Origin of the sequence: Pseudomonas sp. 34 E 7 (assembly GCF_900005715.1) — a bacterium.
Classification (GTDB): domain Bacteria; phylum Pseudomonadota; class Gammaproteobacteria; order Pseudomonadales; family Pseudomonadaceae; genus Aquipseudomonas; species Aquipseudomonas orientalis_A.
Genome location: NZ_CVTX01000141.1, coordinates 119,853 through 133,710, shown reverse-complemented (window position 1 = coordinate 133,710; position 13,858 = coordinate 119,853). Strand labels below are relative to the sequence as shown.

The window sequence follows — 13,858 nt, the reverse complement described above, 5'->3', positions numbered from 1 at the left end:
TGAAGCCCTGTAGGAGCGAGCTTGCTCGCGAAAAACGTCAACGATAACGCGTACTTTCTGAATGAACGCGGTGCCTGTGAGTTTTTCGCGAGCAAGCTCGCTCCTACAGACGGCATCAGGGCAAGCCCCCTCCCACATTTTGAACGCATTTCAACTCAGGGTTGGCGCGACTCGATACCCAACTCATCCCACACCGACTCGGCCAGATGAAACGTCGCATTCGCCGCCGGTATCCCGCAATAAATCGCGCTTTGCATCAGCACTTCCTTGATCTCGGCGCGGGTCACGCCGTTGCTGGCGGCGGCACGTAAATGCAGCTTCAACTCTTCGGTGCGGTTCATGCCGATCAGCATCGCGATGGTGATCAGGCTGCGGGTATGCCGTGGCAAACCCGGGCGGGTCCAGATATCGCCCCACGCATGGCGAGTGATCATCTCCTGAAACTCGCTGTTGAACTCGGTCAGGGCATTGAGGCTGCGCTCCACATGGGCGTCGCCCAGCACTTCACGGCGCACTTGCAGCCCCTCGGCATAACGTTGTTTCTCGTCCACGAAAAGCTCCTCAGCGACCCAGCAGAAATTCAATCACGCGGTCGCTGAACGCAGCGCCGGCTTGTACATTGGACAGATGCGCCGCATAGAACTCGGCGTATTCGGCGCCCTTCACATGGTTCTGGATAAAGTGACCGCCGGCGGGTGGTGTCACCGCGTCTTCCGTGCCGGCAATCACCAGGGTGGGCACTTTGATCGACGCCAACTGATGACGGAAATCCGCATCGCGCACCGCCGCGCAGTTGGCGGCATAGCCTTGGGGCGAGGTGGCCGCGAGCATGTCGGTGATCTGCTCGGCCTGGTGGGGGTTGGCCGCGGCAAAATCGGCGGTGAACCAGCGTGCAATCGAGGCATCACGCAGTGCAACCATCGCCGCCGCGCCATCGCGCAACACCGTTTCGATACGCGGGTTCCACACCTCAGGCGTGCCGATCCTGGCAGCGGTGTTGCAGACCACCAGGCGATCGAGCCGCGTGCCGGCGTTGATGCCCAGCCATTGGCCGATCAGCCCGCCCATGGACAACCCACAGAAATGGGCACGTTGGATGCCCAGCGTATCCAACAGCGCCAGCACATCCTGGCCCAACTGTTCGATGCTGTAGGGCCCCTCGGTGACCAGGGATTTGCCATGGCCGCGGGTATCGAAGCGCAGCACGCGAAAATGCTGGGTGAATGCCGGCACCTGGATGTCCCACATATGCAGGTCAGTACCCAGGGAGTTGGACAGCACCAGTACCGGTGCATCGGCGGGCCCATCGAGTTGGTAATGCAGGTCGCCCTCGGCGAGTTGTACGAAAGCCACAGCGTTCTCCTTACGCAGTCAATGCAAAGTGTTCAGTCACGGCGCGGCTGACCCAGGTAGAGGCCTGCCCCAGGTAGTTGGCCGGGTCGAGCAGACGGTCCAGTTCGGCCGACGACAACTGGGCGGTGACCTGCGGCTGGTCCGCCAGCACGGCACGCAAATGCCGCTGCTCGGCGACCGCGCGTTTGCAGCACTGCTCCAGCAAGTGGTGCGCGGTTTCACGGCCCAGGCGCTGAGCCAGCACGCTGCTGACGGCTTCGGCCAGCACCAGGCCCTGGGTCAGCTCGAGATTGCGGGCCATGCGCTCGGCATCCACCTCCAGCCCTTCGCTGACCAGCAGCGCCTGTTCAAGTGCCCCCGAGACCAATCGGCAGATCTGCGGCAAGGTTTCCCATTCGGCGTGCCACAGTCCCAGGCTACGCTCGTGCTCCTGGGGCATGGCACTGAACATCGTCGCCACCAGGCCGGGCACGCGGGTCGCGGCGCTGATCAGCACGGCGGCGCCGACCGGGTTGCGCTTGTGCGGCATGGTCGAAGAGCCGCCCTTGCCCGGCGCCGAGGGCTCGAACACTTCCGCCTCTTCGGTTTGCATCAACAGGCTGATGTCGCGACCCAGCTTGCCAAGGCTGCCGGCGATCAGGCCAAGCACGCTGGCAAACTCCACCAGACGATCACGTTGGGTGTGCCACGGCTGCTCGGGCAAGTTCAGTTGCAACTCGGCAGCCAAGGCTTGCGCCACCGGCATGGCCTGCTCGCCCAGCGCAGCCAGGGTGCCCGACGCACCGCCAAACTGCAGCACCAGCAAACGCGGTTTCAATTCCACCAGGCGCTGGCGACTGCGCGTCACCGCGCCCAGCCAGCCGGCGATCTTCATGCCCAGGGTGACGGGCGTAGCGTGTTGCAGCCAGGTGCGCCCGACCAGAGGGGTCGATGCATGCCGCTGCGCCTGGGCCGCCAATACATCGCCCAGGCGCGCCAGGTCCGCTTCGATCAGCTCCAGCGCGCGGCGCAATTGCACCACCAGGCCGGTGTCCATCACATCCTGGCTGGTTGCCCCCAGGTGCACATAGCGCTCGGCCCCGGCGTCTTCAGCGGCAATCAACTTGCCCAGCGCCTTGACCACTGGAATCGCCGAATTGCCCGCCGTGGCAATCGCCACACTGAGCGCATCCACGTCATACAGCGACGCCAGGCAGGCCTGGGCAATCGGCGCCACGGCGGCCTGCGGGATCAACCCGACCTGGGCCTCGGCCCGGGCCAGCGCGGCCTCGAAATCCAGCATGCCCTGCAGGCGGCCCTGGTCACAGAACACCTCGGCCATGCTGTCAGCGGTGAAGTAGGCGTCGAACAGTTGGTTGCTCGTGCGCAGTGTCATAACTCATCCCTTACAAATCGTGATGCAGGTACGCCGCCTGTTTCGGCAGGCGCAAGCTGAACAGGAACGCCACGGCCATCATTGCGGTGACGTACCAGTAGAAGGTGTTTTCCATACCGATGGACTTCAGGCTCAACGCAACCACTTCCGCCGAACCGCCGAACACCGCGTTGGCCACGGCATACGCCAGGCCCACGCCCAATGCACGCACCTGGGGTGGGAACATCTCGGCTTTGACCAGGCCACTGATGGAGGTATAGAAGCTGACGATCGCCAGTGCCAGCGTGATCAGCACAAAAGCCAGGAACGGACTGGTGACGGTTTTCAGGGTAAGCAGGATCGGCACCGTGAACAGCGTGCCGAGGCCGGCGAACCAGAGCATGGAATTGCGCCGGCCGATCTTGTCGGCGAGCATGCCGAACAGCGGCTGCATGCACATGTACAGAAACAGCGCGCCGGTCATGATGTAGCTGGAGGTCTTGGCGTGCATGCCGACGGTGTTCACCAGGTATTTCTGCATGTAGGTGGTGAAGGTATAGAAAATCAGCGAGCCGCCGGCGGTGTAGCCCAGCACGGTGATGAAGGCTTTGCCGTGGTCACGGAACAGCGCGACGATACTGCCGGCGTCCTTGTCCTCGCGCATTTCCTTGCTGGTGGTTTCCTTGAGGGTGCGGCGCAGCAACAGGGAGATCACCGCCGCGATGGCGCCGATCACGAACGGAATACGCCAGCCCCAGGCACGCAATTCTTCTTCGGTGAGGATCTGTTGCAGGATCACCACCACCAGCACCGCCAGCAGTTGCCCGCCGATCAGGGTCACGTACTGGAACGAGGCGAAGAAACCGCGCTGGCCCTTGAGCGCAACTTCGCTCATGTAGGTCGCGGTGGTGCCGTATTCGCCCCCCACCGACAACCCCTGGAACAGCCGCGCCACCAGCAGCAACGCCGGGGCCCAGGCGCCGATATCCTTGTAGGTCGGCAGGAAAGCGATGACCAGGGAACCGGCGCACATCATCAGCACCGAGATCATCATGGAATTCTTGCGGCCATGTTTGTCGGCCACCCGGCCAAACAGCCAGCCGCCGATCGGACGCATCAGGAACCCGGCGGCGAACACGCCGGCGGTGTTGAGCAGTTGGACGGTGGGGTCGTCCGAGGGGAAAAAGGCCGGCGCAAAGTAAATGGCGCAGAAGGCATAGACGTAGAAGTCGAACCATTCGACCAGGTTGCCGGAGGAAGCACCGACAATCGCAAAAATCCTTTTGCTGCGTTCTTCTCCGGTGTAGTGACTGGTTTTTGTTGTCATGGTTTTTACTCAGTGGGAACGGTTATAGCCTAGACATACTTTGCAACAACCGTGTCATGCAAGCAGACTTTTGGCTATGGAGTGCTTGTAAGGGCCCCATCAGGGGCAAGCCCCCTCCCACACTTGGACTTGTGAATACATTCAGATATGGGAGGGGGCTTGCCCCCGATAGGGCCCTAAAGCCAGCTCAATAATCGAAAAACACCGTTTCCCTGTCTGTCCCTTGCAAAACCACATCCCACTGATAAACCCCAGCCGTATCCTGCCTGGCAATCAACGTACCGCGACGCTGCGCCGGCACACACGCCAGCAAGGGGTCATCCCCATTCAACGCCTCACCGTCAAAATAAATCCGCGTCAGCAAGTGCTTCACCAACCCGCGCGCAAACACCAGCACCACCAGATGCGGTGCCTGGGTCGTGCCTTGAAGCCCCGGCACACTGCCCGGCTTGATCGTAGTAAAGCGGAAGCGCCCTTGGGCATCCACCGGCACGCGGCCAAAGCCTTCGAAGTTGGGATCCAGCGCTTTGTCCTGTTCGTCTTCCGGGTGGTCGTACTTGCCGGCGGCGTTGGCCTGCCAGACCTCAAGCATGGCGTCGTTGACCACATCGCCGTTGCCGTCCACCACCTGCCCGCTGATCGCCACGCGTTCGCCCAGGGTGGCGGCGACCGTCAGGTCTTCGCGGTTCAGCCAGGTCAGGCCGATGTGGTAATACGGCCCGACGGTGTGGGACGTGGTTGCGTAAAGGCTCATCTCATTTCTCCATCGGCGTGGCGTCGCGGCCGCGCAGGACGATGTCCCAGCGGTAGCCGAGGGCATAGGAAGGAATGGTTTTTTCCAGATCGAAGCTTGCGATCAGGCGTTGCTTGGCACTGGTGTCCGGCACGCAGTTGTAGATCGGGTCGTATTCGAGCAGCGGGTCGCCGGGGAAATACATTTGCGTGACCAGCCGCGTCAGCACGCTGGGTCCGAACAGCGAAAAGTGGATATGCGCCGGGCGCCAGGCGTTGTGGTGATTGCCCCACGGGTAGGCGCCGGGCTTGATGGTCTGGAATTGGTACCAGCCCTCGGCGTCGGTGACGGTGCGCCCGGTGCCGGTGAAGTTCGGGTCCAGCGGCGCATCGTGCAGGTCGCGCTCGTGGTTGTAGCGACCGGCGGCGTTGGCCTGCCAGATCTCCACGAGGATGCCCGGGACCGGCAGGCCGTTCTCGTCCAGCACCCGCCCGTGAATGATGATGCGTTCGCCCTGGGGCTCGCCCTCGTGCTGGGCGGTCAGGTCGTTGTCTTTCTCGCTGACGCGCTCGGCGCCGATGGTCGGGCCGGTGATTTCCGACAACGAATGGGGCAGGAACACCAACGGCTGCGAGGGCGAACGCAAGTTCGTCGACTGGTAGGCCGGGTGCAGGTAGTCAGGTTGAGTGCCCGCGTGCGGGCGCCGGTAACCGGGCTTGTCATTCATGCAGCAATCCTCTCTTATCAGACGCGTTCAATCGCCAGGGCCAGGCCTTGGCCCACGCCCACGCACATGGTCGCCAGGCCTTTGCGCCCGCCGGTTTTTTCCAACTGGTGCAGGGCTGTCAGTACCAGCCGCGCACCGCTCATGCCCAGGGGGTGACCCAGGGCGATGGCGCCGCCGTTGGGGTTGACCTGCGGCGCGTCGTCGGCGATCCCCAACTCGCGCAGCACGGCCAGGCCTTGGCTGGCGAAGGCTTCGTTGAGTTCGATCACGTCAAAATCGGTGACCGCCAGACCGAGGCGCTCCACCAGCTTGCGCACCGCCGGCACCGGGCCGATCCCCATCACGCGCGGGGCGACGCCGGCACTGGCCATGCCCAACACCCTGGCGCGGGCGGTGAGCCCGTGTTTTTTCACCGCGTCGGCCGAGGCCAGAATCAGCGCAGCAGCGCCATCGTTGACGCCCGACGCGTTGCCGGCGGTGACGGTCTTGTCCGGGCCGTTGACCGGCTTGAGTTTGGCCAGGGCCTCAAGGGTGGTGTCCCGTGGATGCTCATCATGCTCCACCACGGTTTCGCCTTTTTTATGGGCCACCCGCACCGGCACAATCTCTTCGGCAAAGAAGCCGGCGGCCTGCGCGGCAGCGGTACGTTGCTGGCTGCGCAGGGCAAAGGCGTCCTGGTCGGCGCGCGAAACATTGTAGTCGTCGGCGACGTTATCGGCGGTCTGCGGCATCGCGTCGACGCCGTATTGGGCTTTCATCAAGGGGTTGATAAAGCGCCAGCCGATGGTGGTGTCTTCAAGCTTCATGGTGCGTGAAAACGCAGCATCAGCCTTGCCCATCACGAACGGCGCGCGGGACATCGACTCGACGCCGCCGGCAATCGCCAGCTCCATTTCGCCGCTGGCAATCGCGCGAAAGGCCGTGCCGATGGCGTCCATCCCCGAAGCGCACAGGCGATTGAGGGTCACGCCGGGAATACTCTCCGGCAGGCCCGCCAGCAGCAGCGCCATGCGTGCCACGTTGCGGTTGTCTTCGCCGGCCTGGTTGGCGCAGCCGAGGAACACTTCATCCACGGCGCTCCACTCCACCGTTGGGTTGCGTTCGATCAACGCCTTGATCGGCAGGGCTGCCAGGTCATCGGCGCGCACCGTAGACAGGCCGCCGCCGAAGCGGCCGATGGGGGTGCGAATGGCGTCACAGATAAAGACATCGCGCATCAGGCTTCTCCCGGTGCTTGGCCATGGGCGGCTGCGGTGCGTGCTTCGAGGTCACGCAGGGCGCTCAGCTCAACCTCAGTCGGTTCGGCGGTCACCTCGACCTGGTCGGCAAAACGAATGGCCCAGCCGGTCGCCGCGACCACTTGCTCGCGGGTCACCCCAGGGTGCAAGGCAGTGACTACGAACTCATGGCTGCCCGCTTCCGGCTCCATGATGCACAGGTCGGTAATGATGCCGACCGGACCGGCGCCCGGCAGGCCCAGGCGTTTGCGTGAATCGCCGCCTTCGCCGTGGCCGACCGAGGTGATGAAATCCAGCTTGTCGACAAACGAACGGGACGACTGTTTAAGGATGATCAACACGCTTTTGGCGGAACCGGCAATTTCCGGCGCTCCGCCGGCACCCGGCAGACGTACCTTGGGCTGGTGATAATCGCCGACCACGGTGGTGTTGATGTTGCCGAAACGGTCGACCTGAGCCGCGCCGAGAAAGCCGACGTCGATGCGCCCGCCTTGCAGCCAGTAACGGAAGATTTCGCCGGTGGGCACCACGGTATCGGCGGTTTCCGCCAACTCACCGTCACCGATGGACAGCGGCAACACCGAGGGCTTGGCGCCAATCGGGCCGGACTCGTAGATCAGCACCACGTCAGGCGAGGAGGTCAGGCGCGCCAGGTTGGCCGCCTTGGACGGCAGGCCGATGCCGACGAAGCACACCGAGCCATTCTTGAGGCGGCGCGCGGCGGCGACGGTCATCATTTCATTGGTGGAGTAGGTCATTACTTGGCCTCCTGCGCGCTGGCCAGCTTGGCCTGGAACTCGCTGAAACCAGCAGTGCCGTGGACGTATTCGTCGATCCAGGCGGTAAAGGTCCCACGGTCGCGGGCAATCGGGTCCCACGCCTGGTAGAAACGGTTATCCCGCTCGTTGTAGCCATGGGCGTAGGACGGATGCGCGCCACCGGGCACATGGCACACGGCGGTCAGGGCCCAGGTCGGCAATACGCAGCTGTTCATCGGCGCGTTCAGGTCGTCGACGATTTCCTCGACGGTGACGATGCAGCGCTTGGCCGCCAGGGCCGCTTCCTTCTGCACGCCAAGAATGCCCCATAGCAGCACGTTGCCCTTGCGGTCGGCCTTCTGCGCATGGATTACCGTCACATCCGGGCGTACCGACGGGACCGCCGCCAGCACTTCGCCAGTAAACGGGCACGTGACGGTCTTGATCAGCGGGTTGACCTTGGGCAAGTCGGAACCGGCGTAGGCCCGCAGCACCGCAAACGGCAGGCCGGAGGCGCCGGCGACGTAGGCGTTGGCCAGGTCGGCATGGCTGTGTTCTTCGATCTCCAGCGGCTGCGGCCACTGTTTTTCCACCGCGTCGCGCAGACGATGCAGGGAACCCACGCCCGGGTTGCCGCCCCAGGAGAAAATCAACTTGCGCGCACAGCCGGCGCCGATCAACTGGTCGTAGATCAGGTCAGGCGTCATACGCACCAACGTCAGGTCTTTCTTGCCCTGACGAATGATTTCATGACCTGCGGCGGTGGGGATCAGGTGAGTGAAGCCTTCGAGGGCGACGGTATCGCCGTCGTTCACGAAGCGCTTGACCGCATCGCGCAGGGTGAGAATTTCAGCCATGGGGTTGGGCTCCCGGTGTTGATCGAAAAAGGCGCTGAGGGGGGCGCCGAAGTGTTTGAAGATTAAGCCGGGGGAATGGGTGGAACAATCCGATAATCGACTCAGCGTTCGATTATCGAACGCATTGTTGCCTGGCTAATTTCTTGACCGCAGATGATCCAATGTGGGAGGGGGCTTGCCCCCGATAGCGGTGTATCAGCCAGCAATTATCAGGCTGACCCACCGCAATCGGGGGCAAGCCCCCTCCCACACTTTTAACCTCGCCAGAGGTCAGGTCGCGTCGGCGTGGCTGACCATGCCCTTGATCAGCACCGCTGCCGTGGCCAACCCCGCCGGAATCACCAGCGCCGTCAGCACCTGCTCGAAGTTCCAGCCCAGGCCCAGCAAGGTAGCGCCCATCCACGCACCGAGAATCGCGCCGAAACGGCCAATGCCGAGCATCCACGACACGCCGGTGGCGCGGCCCTGGGTCGGGTAGAAGCGCGCAGCCAGGGAGGGCATCGCCGATTGCGCACCGTTGACGCACATCCCGGCAATCAGCACCAGGGTCGCCAACAGGGTGATATTGCCCAGGCTCTGCCCGACCGCGTAGGCAAATACTCCCGCCAACAGGTAGAAGGTGCCAATCACCTTGTGCGGGTTGAACCGGTCCATCGCCCAGCCCACGCCGACGGCGCTCAATACGCCGCCAAACTGGAACAAGGCTCCGATAAAGGCGGCCTGCTCCATGCTGGCGCCACTGTCGCGCATCAGGGTTGGCAGCCAACTGGTGAGCAGGTACACAATCACCAGGCCCATGAAATAGGTGAGCCACAGCAGCAGCGTGCCGGCGCTGTAGGTACCGGAAAAAATCACCGCGAACACGTTGCGCGCCTTGACGGTCTTTTGCTCCGGCACGCTGAAGTGAGTGGCCTGGGCGACAATGGCCGGTTCAATCGGGGACAGGGCCCTGCGTACCTTGTCGGTGCCACGGTTGCGCACCACCAGGTAACGCGCCGACTCCGGCAACCACACCAACAGCACCGCGCCCAGGATCAACGGCAGGATGCCACCGATCAGCAACAGGCTGTGCCAGCCGAAAGCCGGGATCAACTTGGCCGAAATAAACCCGCCACCGGCCATGCCCAGGTTGAAGCCACAAAACATGCTGGTCACCAGCAGCGACTTGTGCCGCTCGGGGGTGTATTCGGAGAGCAGCGTGGTGGCGTTGGGCATGCCCGCGCCCAGCCCCAGGCCCGTCAGGAAACGCAACACCAGCAGTTGATCGACATTGCTGCTGTACGCCGAAGCCAGGCTGAAGGCACCGAACACCAGCACCGCGCCCACCAGCACCCCTTTGCGCCCGAAGCGGTCGGCCAGCGGGCCGGAACCCAGCGCGCCGAAGACCATGCCGATCAACGCGGCGCTCATCACCGGGCCGAGGCTCGCGCGGTCGATGCCCCAGTCCTGGGACAGCGCGGGTGCGATAAAGCCCATGGCGGCGGTGTCGAGGCCGTCGAGGAAGACAATCAGGAAGCACAGGATCACCACGCGCCACTGGTAACGTGACAAGGGCTGGGCATTGATGAAGGACTGCACGTCCAGGGTAGAACCGACAGATGGCTGATTCATTATTTTTATTCCACACCGATGGCGGGCCAGCGACCTGGGGTCGCCATTATTATTGGAGCGCGCCCTTAAGCGCTGCCGCACATTAATAAGCCAGGGGAAACAGCGTCAATTGATCACGCCGGGTTCTGTGCGGTCACCGAACACTCAGGCAAACAGTTGCATGCTCAGCTCGCGACTGGCGCTGAGCATGCTCGGCAGGAACCGCTGCTCCAACTCGCTGCGGCTGACTCGTCCGGCATGGGTGCTGACATTGAGCGCGGCCAACACCTGGCCGGATGCGTCGTAAACCGGTACGGCGATCGAACGCAGGCCCTGCTCCAGTTCCTGATCGACGATGCACCAGCCCTGCTGACGCACTTGTTGCAGGCATTCGAACAACGCTTCGGGCGTGGTCAAGGTGCGACTGGTCTTGGTTTGCAGGTCGGCGTGGTCAAGGTAATCCTGCAACGAGGCATCATCCAGGGCGGCCAGCAGGATGCGGCCCATGGAGGTGCAGTACGCCGGCAAGCGCCCGCCCACGGAAAGGTCAACGGAAATCAGGCGCTGAGTGGTGGCCGAGCGGGCGATGTAAAGAATGTCGTCGCCTTCAAGGGTCGCCATGTTGCAGGCCTCGTGAAGCTGTTCGCTCATGCGATCCAGGTAGGGCTGGGCCGACACGGCCAGGGGGGTCGACGATAAATAGGCGTGGCCCAGGGTCAGCACCTTGGGCAGCAACGAGTAGGTACGGCCATCGGTGGTGGCATACCCCAGCTTGATCAAGGTATGCAGGCAGCGGCGCACGGCGGCACGCGGAATTTCGGTGCGATGGCTGATCTGGGCGATGGTCAGGTGACGCTTGCGCTCCTGAAACGCCTGCACCACGGCCAGGCCACGGGCCAGGGAGGTCATGAAGTCCGGATCACCAGTGAACGCCTGGATGCGCTTGGCCGGTGATGCCACGATCGGCGGCGCCACCGACGCGAAGGAGTTGCGCAATTGATCGTTCATTTCAGGGATCCTTTTTCTTGTTTTCAACCACAGAAGGGCTGGCTGCTATTACAAGCCGCACGGTGAGCGATGCACAAGGCAAGGGCGGCAACATTGGGCGATTATCGGACGATGATTCGATTATCGCAATTCTCGGCTGCCGAACCCGCTATAGCGCGTTGCCCGGTAAAAAACGGCTGTCCTGGGGGTATATGTTCAGCCAACACTTACGTTGTGATGTAACAAAACTCGCACATGAAGTTGAGGCTTTTTAAATTTATGCCGATAGCGTTCTTCAAATGCGTCGCTATAATGCAGCGTGTACAGAGGTCAGCCCAATTCGGTTATTGGGATCGGAGCTCGCCCGGCGCCGCATCCCGTGCGCAGGGTCGATTAAAGCAGTGGATTGAAAAAGCGATCTCAGGTCCCTACTTAAACTTGAACAGGGCGTCGGTTCAAGTATGTACACCCGAGGCGCCTTTTGGCATGAAGTTGTACCCTTATTAAACCCAACTCAATTAGGTAACACTGTGACGAAAGATGAACTGCGCGCGGAACTTGAGCGCCAGGAGCAACGTTACAAGGACGTTTACGGCGGGGAAGTCACCACCTACGCCGCCCAGCCTGAGCCGGAACGTAAGCCCTGGCGCAAGCGCGCCAGCCTGCTGGACCAGGCTTTCGCCCAGGAAATCCAGAAGATCGAGCAAGAACTCAAGGCCGAAGAGCCCTAGGGCGAGTTGAGCCTCCAGGCTTTACGGTCGGTGCCGATCTTCACCTGCGAAGGGCAGCGACCTTCAAAACCACTGGTCGGCGCCCTACTGCCGCTAACGAAATTTCATACAAATGTTTCACACATGACATTTTTGTGTCGAAACCGTGTTTTTTCGCGCCCTGGCTTTACAAATCAAGCACTTGCCAAAGCCCCGAAAACCCTGGGATGCGCCTGTGCAGGCCGGTTTTTTTCACGCTAGATTGTTACCGATGAGCAGCTAATGCATCGATTACCGAGGTTTTCTGGCATAATCGCGCCCCCTTACGACCGGGTCAGAAAACCTTCATGATCGATTTATTCAGCGGACTGGATGCTTGGGTTCTAGTGAGCCTGTTGCTCGCCCTGGCCTTTGTCCTCGCCTTCGAGTTCATCAATGGCTTTCATGACACCGCTAACGCGGTGGCCACAGTCATCTATACCAAGGCCATGCCGCCGCACCTGGCGGTGTTCTTCTCCGGGGTGTTCAACTTCCTCGGCGTGTTGCTCGGCGGTGTGGGTGTCGCCTACGCCATCGTGCATCTGCTGCCGGTGGAGTTGCTGATCAATGTGAACACCGGCCATGGTTTGGCGATGGTCTTCTCATTGTTGGCGGCGGCAATCACCTGGAACCTGGGCACCTGGTACTTCGGTATCCCGGCCTCCAGCTCCCACACGCTGATCGGCTCGATCCTCGGTGTGGGCCTGGCCAACGCCCTGATCAACGATATTCCCCTGGCTGACGGTGTGAACTGGCAGAAAGCGATCGATATCGGTGCGTCCCTGGTGTTCTCGCCGATGGCCGGCTTTCTCGTCGCAGCCCTGGTGCTGATTGGCCTGAAGTGGTGGCGCCCGCTGTCGAAGATGCACAAGACCCCGGATCAGCGCCGCAAGCTTGACGACAAGAAGCACCCGCCGTTCTGGAACCGCCTGGTGCTGGTGATTTCGGCCATGGCGGTGAGCTTCGTGCACGGCTCCAACGATGGGCAAAAAGGTATCGGCCTGATCATGCTCGTGCTGATCGGTATCGTGCCGGCGCAGTTCGTGCTCGACCTGGGCAGCACTACCTACCAGATCGAACGTACCCGCGATGCCACCGTGCATTTGAGCCAGTTCTACCAGCGCAACAATGCCACGCTCGGCGAGTTCCTGGCCCTGGGCAAAAGTGTGAAGGACGATCTGCCGGGCAAGTTCCAATGCAACCCGCAGCAGACCGAGCCGACCATCAACGCGCTGGTTGATACGCTCAAAGGTGTTTCCGACTACCACGCGTTGAGTGCCGACCAGCGCATCGAAGTACGTCGTTACCTGCTCTGCCTGGACGATACCGCCAAGAAAGTCGGCAAGCTGCCTGGCCTGGATGCGCGTGAAAAGTCCGACCTCGACAAGCTGCGCAAGGACCTGACCGCCACGACCGAGTACGCGCCGTTCTGGGTGATTCTCGCGGTCGCACTGGCCCTGGGCCTGGGCACCATGGTCGGCTGGAAACGCGTGGTGCTGACCATCGGCGAGAAGATCGGCAAGCAAGGCATGACCTATGCCCAAGGCATGTCGGCGCAGATCACCACCGCCACCATGATCGGCTTCGCCAATATCTTCGCCCTGCCGGTGTCCACCACCCACGTGTTGTCTTCCGGCGTGGCCGGTACCATGGTCGCGAACAAAAGCGGCCTGCAAGGCGGCACGGTCAAGACCATCCTGATGGCCTGGGTGTTGACCTTGCCGGCAACCGTAGGCCTCTCCGCCGGGTTGTTCTGGCTGGCGTCCTGGGCGCTGGGCAGTTGATGATCGTTCCCACGCTCTGCGTGGGAATGCATTCCGTGACGCTCCGCGTCACCCATGCGCGGGCCTCAACAGCGGCACGCGGAGCGGCCGAGGCGGCGTTCCCACGCAGAGCGTGGGAACGATAGGCAAAAAAAAGGGCGACCGAAGTCGCCCAAAATGCCTTGCGTGCCCTGTCATCCGGAAAAACCTAAGGTTTTTTACGCTTGTTTGCGTCTTTCCAGATAAAAAATCCGAATCCAACAAAAAACAGCACCATGAGGCTTACGGTCAGCACTCCGGCAAATACCACATTATCGATAAACATGACCGGCCTCCTGCACTTGCCCTGTTGCGATAGGGCTAAGTTAATGGAGAAGGCGGAATGGAAAATTGACGGGGATCAATGTCGCCCGCGACGGGGC

General features: G+C 62.0%; 15 protein-coding genes. 3 read left to right on the top strand and 12 right to left on the bottom strand.

What is annotated here, in order from left to right:
• Positions 1-155: 155 nt before the first annotated feature.
• From pcaC to pcaR, 11 genes are all read right to left on the bottom strand, one after another.
• Positions 156-551 carry a 4-carboxymuconolactone decarboxylase gene (pcaC, locus tag BFP96_RS14045; RefSeq protein WP_065893425.1) on the bottom strand — a complete coding sequence of 132 codons (396 nt, stop codon included), beginning with the start codon at positions 549-551 and terminating at the stop codon, positions 156-158.
• 10 nt (positions 552-561) lie between these two features.
• Entirely contained in the window at positions 562-1,353 is a 792-nt protein-coding gene (gene pcaD, locus BFP96_RS14040) for a 3-oxoadipate enol-lactonase (RefSeq protein WP_065893424.1), read from the bottom strand.
• A 10-nt stretch (positions 1,354-1,363) separates the two neighbouring features.
• The gene (locus BFP96_RS14035; RefSeq protein ID WP_065897023.1) at positions 1,364-2,728 is read right to left on the bottom strand and encodes a 3-carboxy-cis,cis-muconate cycloisomerase; all 1,365 of its coding nucleotides are present in this window, start codon (positions 2,726-2,728) and stop codon (positions 1,364-1,366) included.
• 10 nt (positions 2,729-2,738) lie between these two features.
• Positions 2,739-4,034 (bottom strand): MFS family transporter, encoded by a 1,296-nt coding sequence (locus BFP96_RS14030; protein ID WP_065886164.1) that lies wholly within the window; start codon positions 4,032-4,034, stop codon positions 2,739-2,741.
• Between the two features lie 187 nt (positions 4,035-4,221).
• Positions 4,222-4,788: a protocatechuate 3,4-dioxygenase subunit alpha gene (gene pcaG / locus BFP96_RS14025; protein ID WP_065936436.1), complete on the bottom strand. Its 567-nt coding sequence runs from the start codon at positions 4,786-4,788 to the stop codon at positions 4,222-4,224.
• A 1-nt stretch (position 4,789) separates the two neighbouring features.
• Positions 4,790-5,494: a protocatechuate 3,4-dioxygenase subunit beta gene (pcaH, locus tag BFP96_RS14020; RefSeq protein WP_065886162.1), complete on the bottom strand. Its 705-nt coding sequence runs from the start codon at positions 5,492-5,494 to the stop codon at positions 4,790-4,792.
• A 17-nt stretch (positions 5,495-5,511) separates the two neighbouring features.
• Positions 5,512-6,714 (bottom strand): 3-oxoadipyl-CoA thiolase, encoded by a 1,203-nt coding sequence (gene pcaF, locus BFP96_RS14015; RefSeq protein WP_170876010.1) that lies wholly within the window; start codon positions 6,712-6,714, stop codon positions 5,512-5,514.
• Positions 6,711-7,490, bottom strand: a complete 780-nt coding sequence (locus BFP96_RS14010) for a CoA-transferase subunit beta (RefSeq protein WP_065936434.1) — start codon at positions 7,488-7,490, stop codon at positions 6,711-6,713. The genes pcaF and BFP96_RS14010 overlap by 4 nt, the downstream gene beginning before the upstream one ends.
• Positions 7,490-8,347 (bottom strand): CoA transferase subunit A, encoded by an 858-nt coding sequence (locus BFP96_RS14005; protein WP_065936433.1) that lies wholly within the window; start codon positions 8,345-8,347, stop codon positions 7,490-7,492. The genes BFP96_RS14010 and BFP96_RS14005 overlap by 1 nt, the downstream gene beginning before the upstream one ends.
• A 270-nt stretch (positions 8,348-8,617) precedes the next feature.
• Positions 8,618-9,958, bottom strand: coding sequence for an MFS transporter (locus tag BFP96_RS14000; RefSeq protein WP_065936432.1), 1,341 nt, complete (start codon positions 9,956-9,958; stop codon positions 8,618-8,620).
• A gap of 144 nt (positions 9,959-10,102) precedes the next feature.
• Positions 10,103-10,945 carry a pca regulon transcriptional regulator PcaR gene (pcaR, locus tag BFP96_RS13995; protein ID WP_065886157.1) on the bottom strand — a complete coding sequence of 281 codons (843 nt, stop codon included), beginning with the start codon at positions 10,943-10,945 and terminating at the stop codon, positions 10,103-10,105.
• A gap of 17 nt (positions 10,946-10,962) precedes the next feature.
• Between pcaR and BFP96_RS30365 the strand changes: the two genes are divergently transcribed.
• The 3 genes from BFP96_RS30365 (at position 10,963) to BFP96_RS13985 (ending at position 13,457) form a co-directional block, all read left to right on the top strand.
• Positions 10,963-11,199: a D-alanyl-D-alanine carboxypeptidase family protein gene (locus BFP96_RS30365; RefSeq protein ID WP_139113401.1), complete on the top strand. Its 237-nt coding sequence runs from the start codon at positions 10,963-10,965 to the stop codon at positions 11,197-11,199.
• A 255-nt stretch (positions 11,200-11,454) separates the two neighbouring features.
• The gene (locus tag BFP96_RS13990) at positions 11,455-11,655 is read left to right on the top strand and encodes a hypothetical protein (protein WP_003172389.1); all 201 of its coding nucleotides are present in this window, start codon (positions 11,455-11,457) and stop codon (positions 11,653-11,655) included.
• Between the two features lie 326 nt (positions 11,656-11,981).
• Positions 11,982-13,457 (top strand): inorganic phosphate transporter, encoded by a 1,476-nt coding sequence (locus BFP96_RS13985; protein ID WP_057723136.1) that lies wholly within the window; start codon positions 11,982-11,984, stop codon positions 13,455-13,457.
• Between the two features lie 187 nt (positions 13,458-13,644).
• On the opposite strand, the gene ccoM is transcribed toward BFP96_RS13985, so the two are convergent.
• A complete protein-coding gene (gene ccoM, locus BFP96_RS31580; protein WP_017530457.1) occupies positions 13,645-13,761 on the bottom strand; it encodes a cytochrome c oxidase subunit CcoM in 117 nt (38 codons plus the stop codon).
• Between the last annotated feature and the right edge of the window lie 97 nt (positions 13,762-13,858).

What these genes read in the sequence shown, in the direction of transcription:
- BFP96_RS14035 (WP_065897023.1), bottom strand. Translation starts at nt 2,728, where the DNA reads ATGACACTGCGCACGAGCAACCAACTGTTCGACGCCTACTTCACCGCT.
- BFP96_RS14030 (WP_065886164.1), bottom strand. Translation starts at nt 4,034, where the DNA reads ATGACAACAAAAACCAGTCACTACACCGGAGAAGAACGCAGCAAAAGG.
- pcaG (WP_065936436.1), bottom strand. Translation starts at nt 4,788, where the DNA reads ATGAGCCTTTACGCAACCACGTCCCACACCGTCGGGCCGTATTACCAC.
- pcaH (WP_065886162.1), bottom strand. Translation starts at nt 5,494, where the DNA reads ATGAATGACAAGCCCGGTTACCGGCGCCCGCACGCGGGCACTCAACCT.
- BFP96_RS14010 (WP_065936434.1), bottom strand. Translation starts at nt 7,490, where the DNA reads ATGACCTACTCCACCAATGAAATGATGACCGTCGCCGCCGCGCGCCGC.
- BFP96_RS14005 (WP_065936433.1), bottom strand. Translation starts at nt 8,347, where the DNA reads ATGGCTGAAATTCTCACCCTGCGCGATGCGGTCAAGCGCTTCGTGAAC.
- BFP96_RS14000 (WP_065936432.1), bottom strand. Translation starts at nt 9,958, where the DNA reads ATGAATCAGCCATCTGTCGGTTCTACCCTGGACGTGCAGTCCTTCATC.
- pcaR (WP_065886157.1), bottom strand. Translation starts at nt 10,945, where the DNA reads ATGAACGATCAATTGCGCAACTCCTTCGCGTCGGTGGCGCCGCCGATC.
- BFP96_RS13985 (WP_057723136.1), top strand. Translation starts at nt 11,982, where the DNA reads ATGATCGATTTATTCAGCGGACTGGATGCTTGGGTTCTAGTGAGCCTG.
- ccoM (WP_017530457.1), bottom strand. Translation starts at nt 13,761, where the DNA reads ATGTTTATCGATAATGTGGTATTTGCCGGAGTGCTGACCGTAAGCCTC.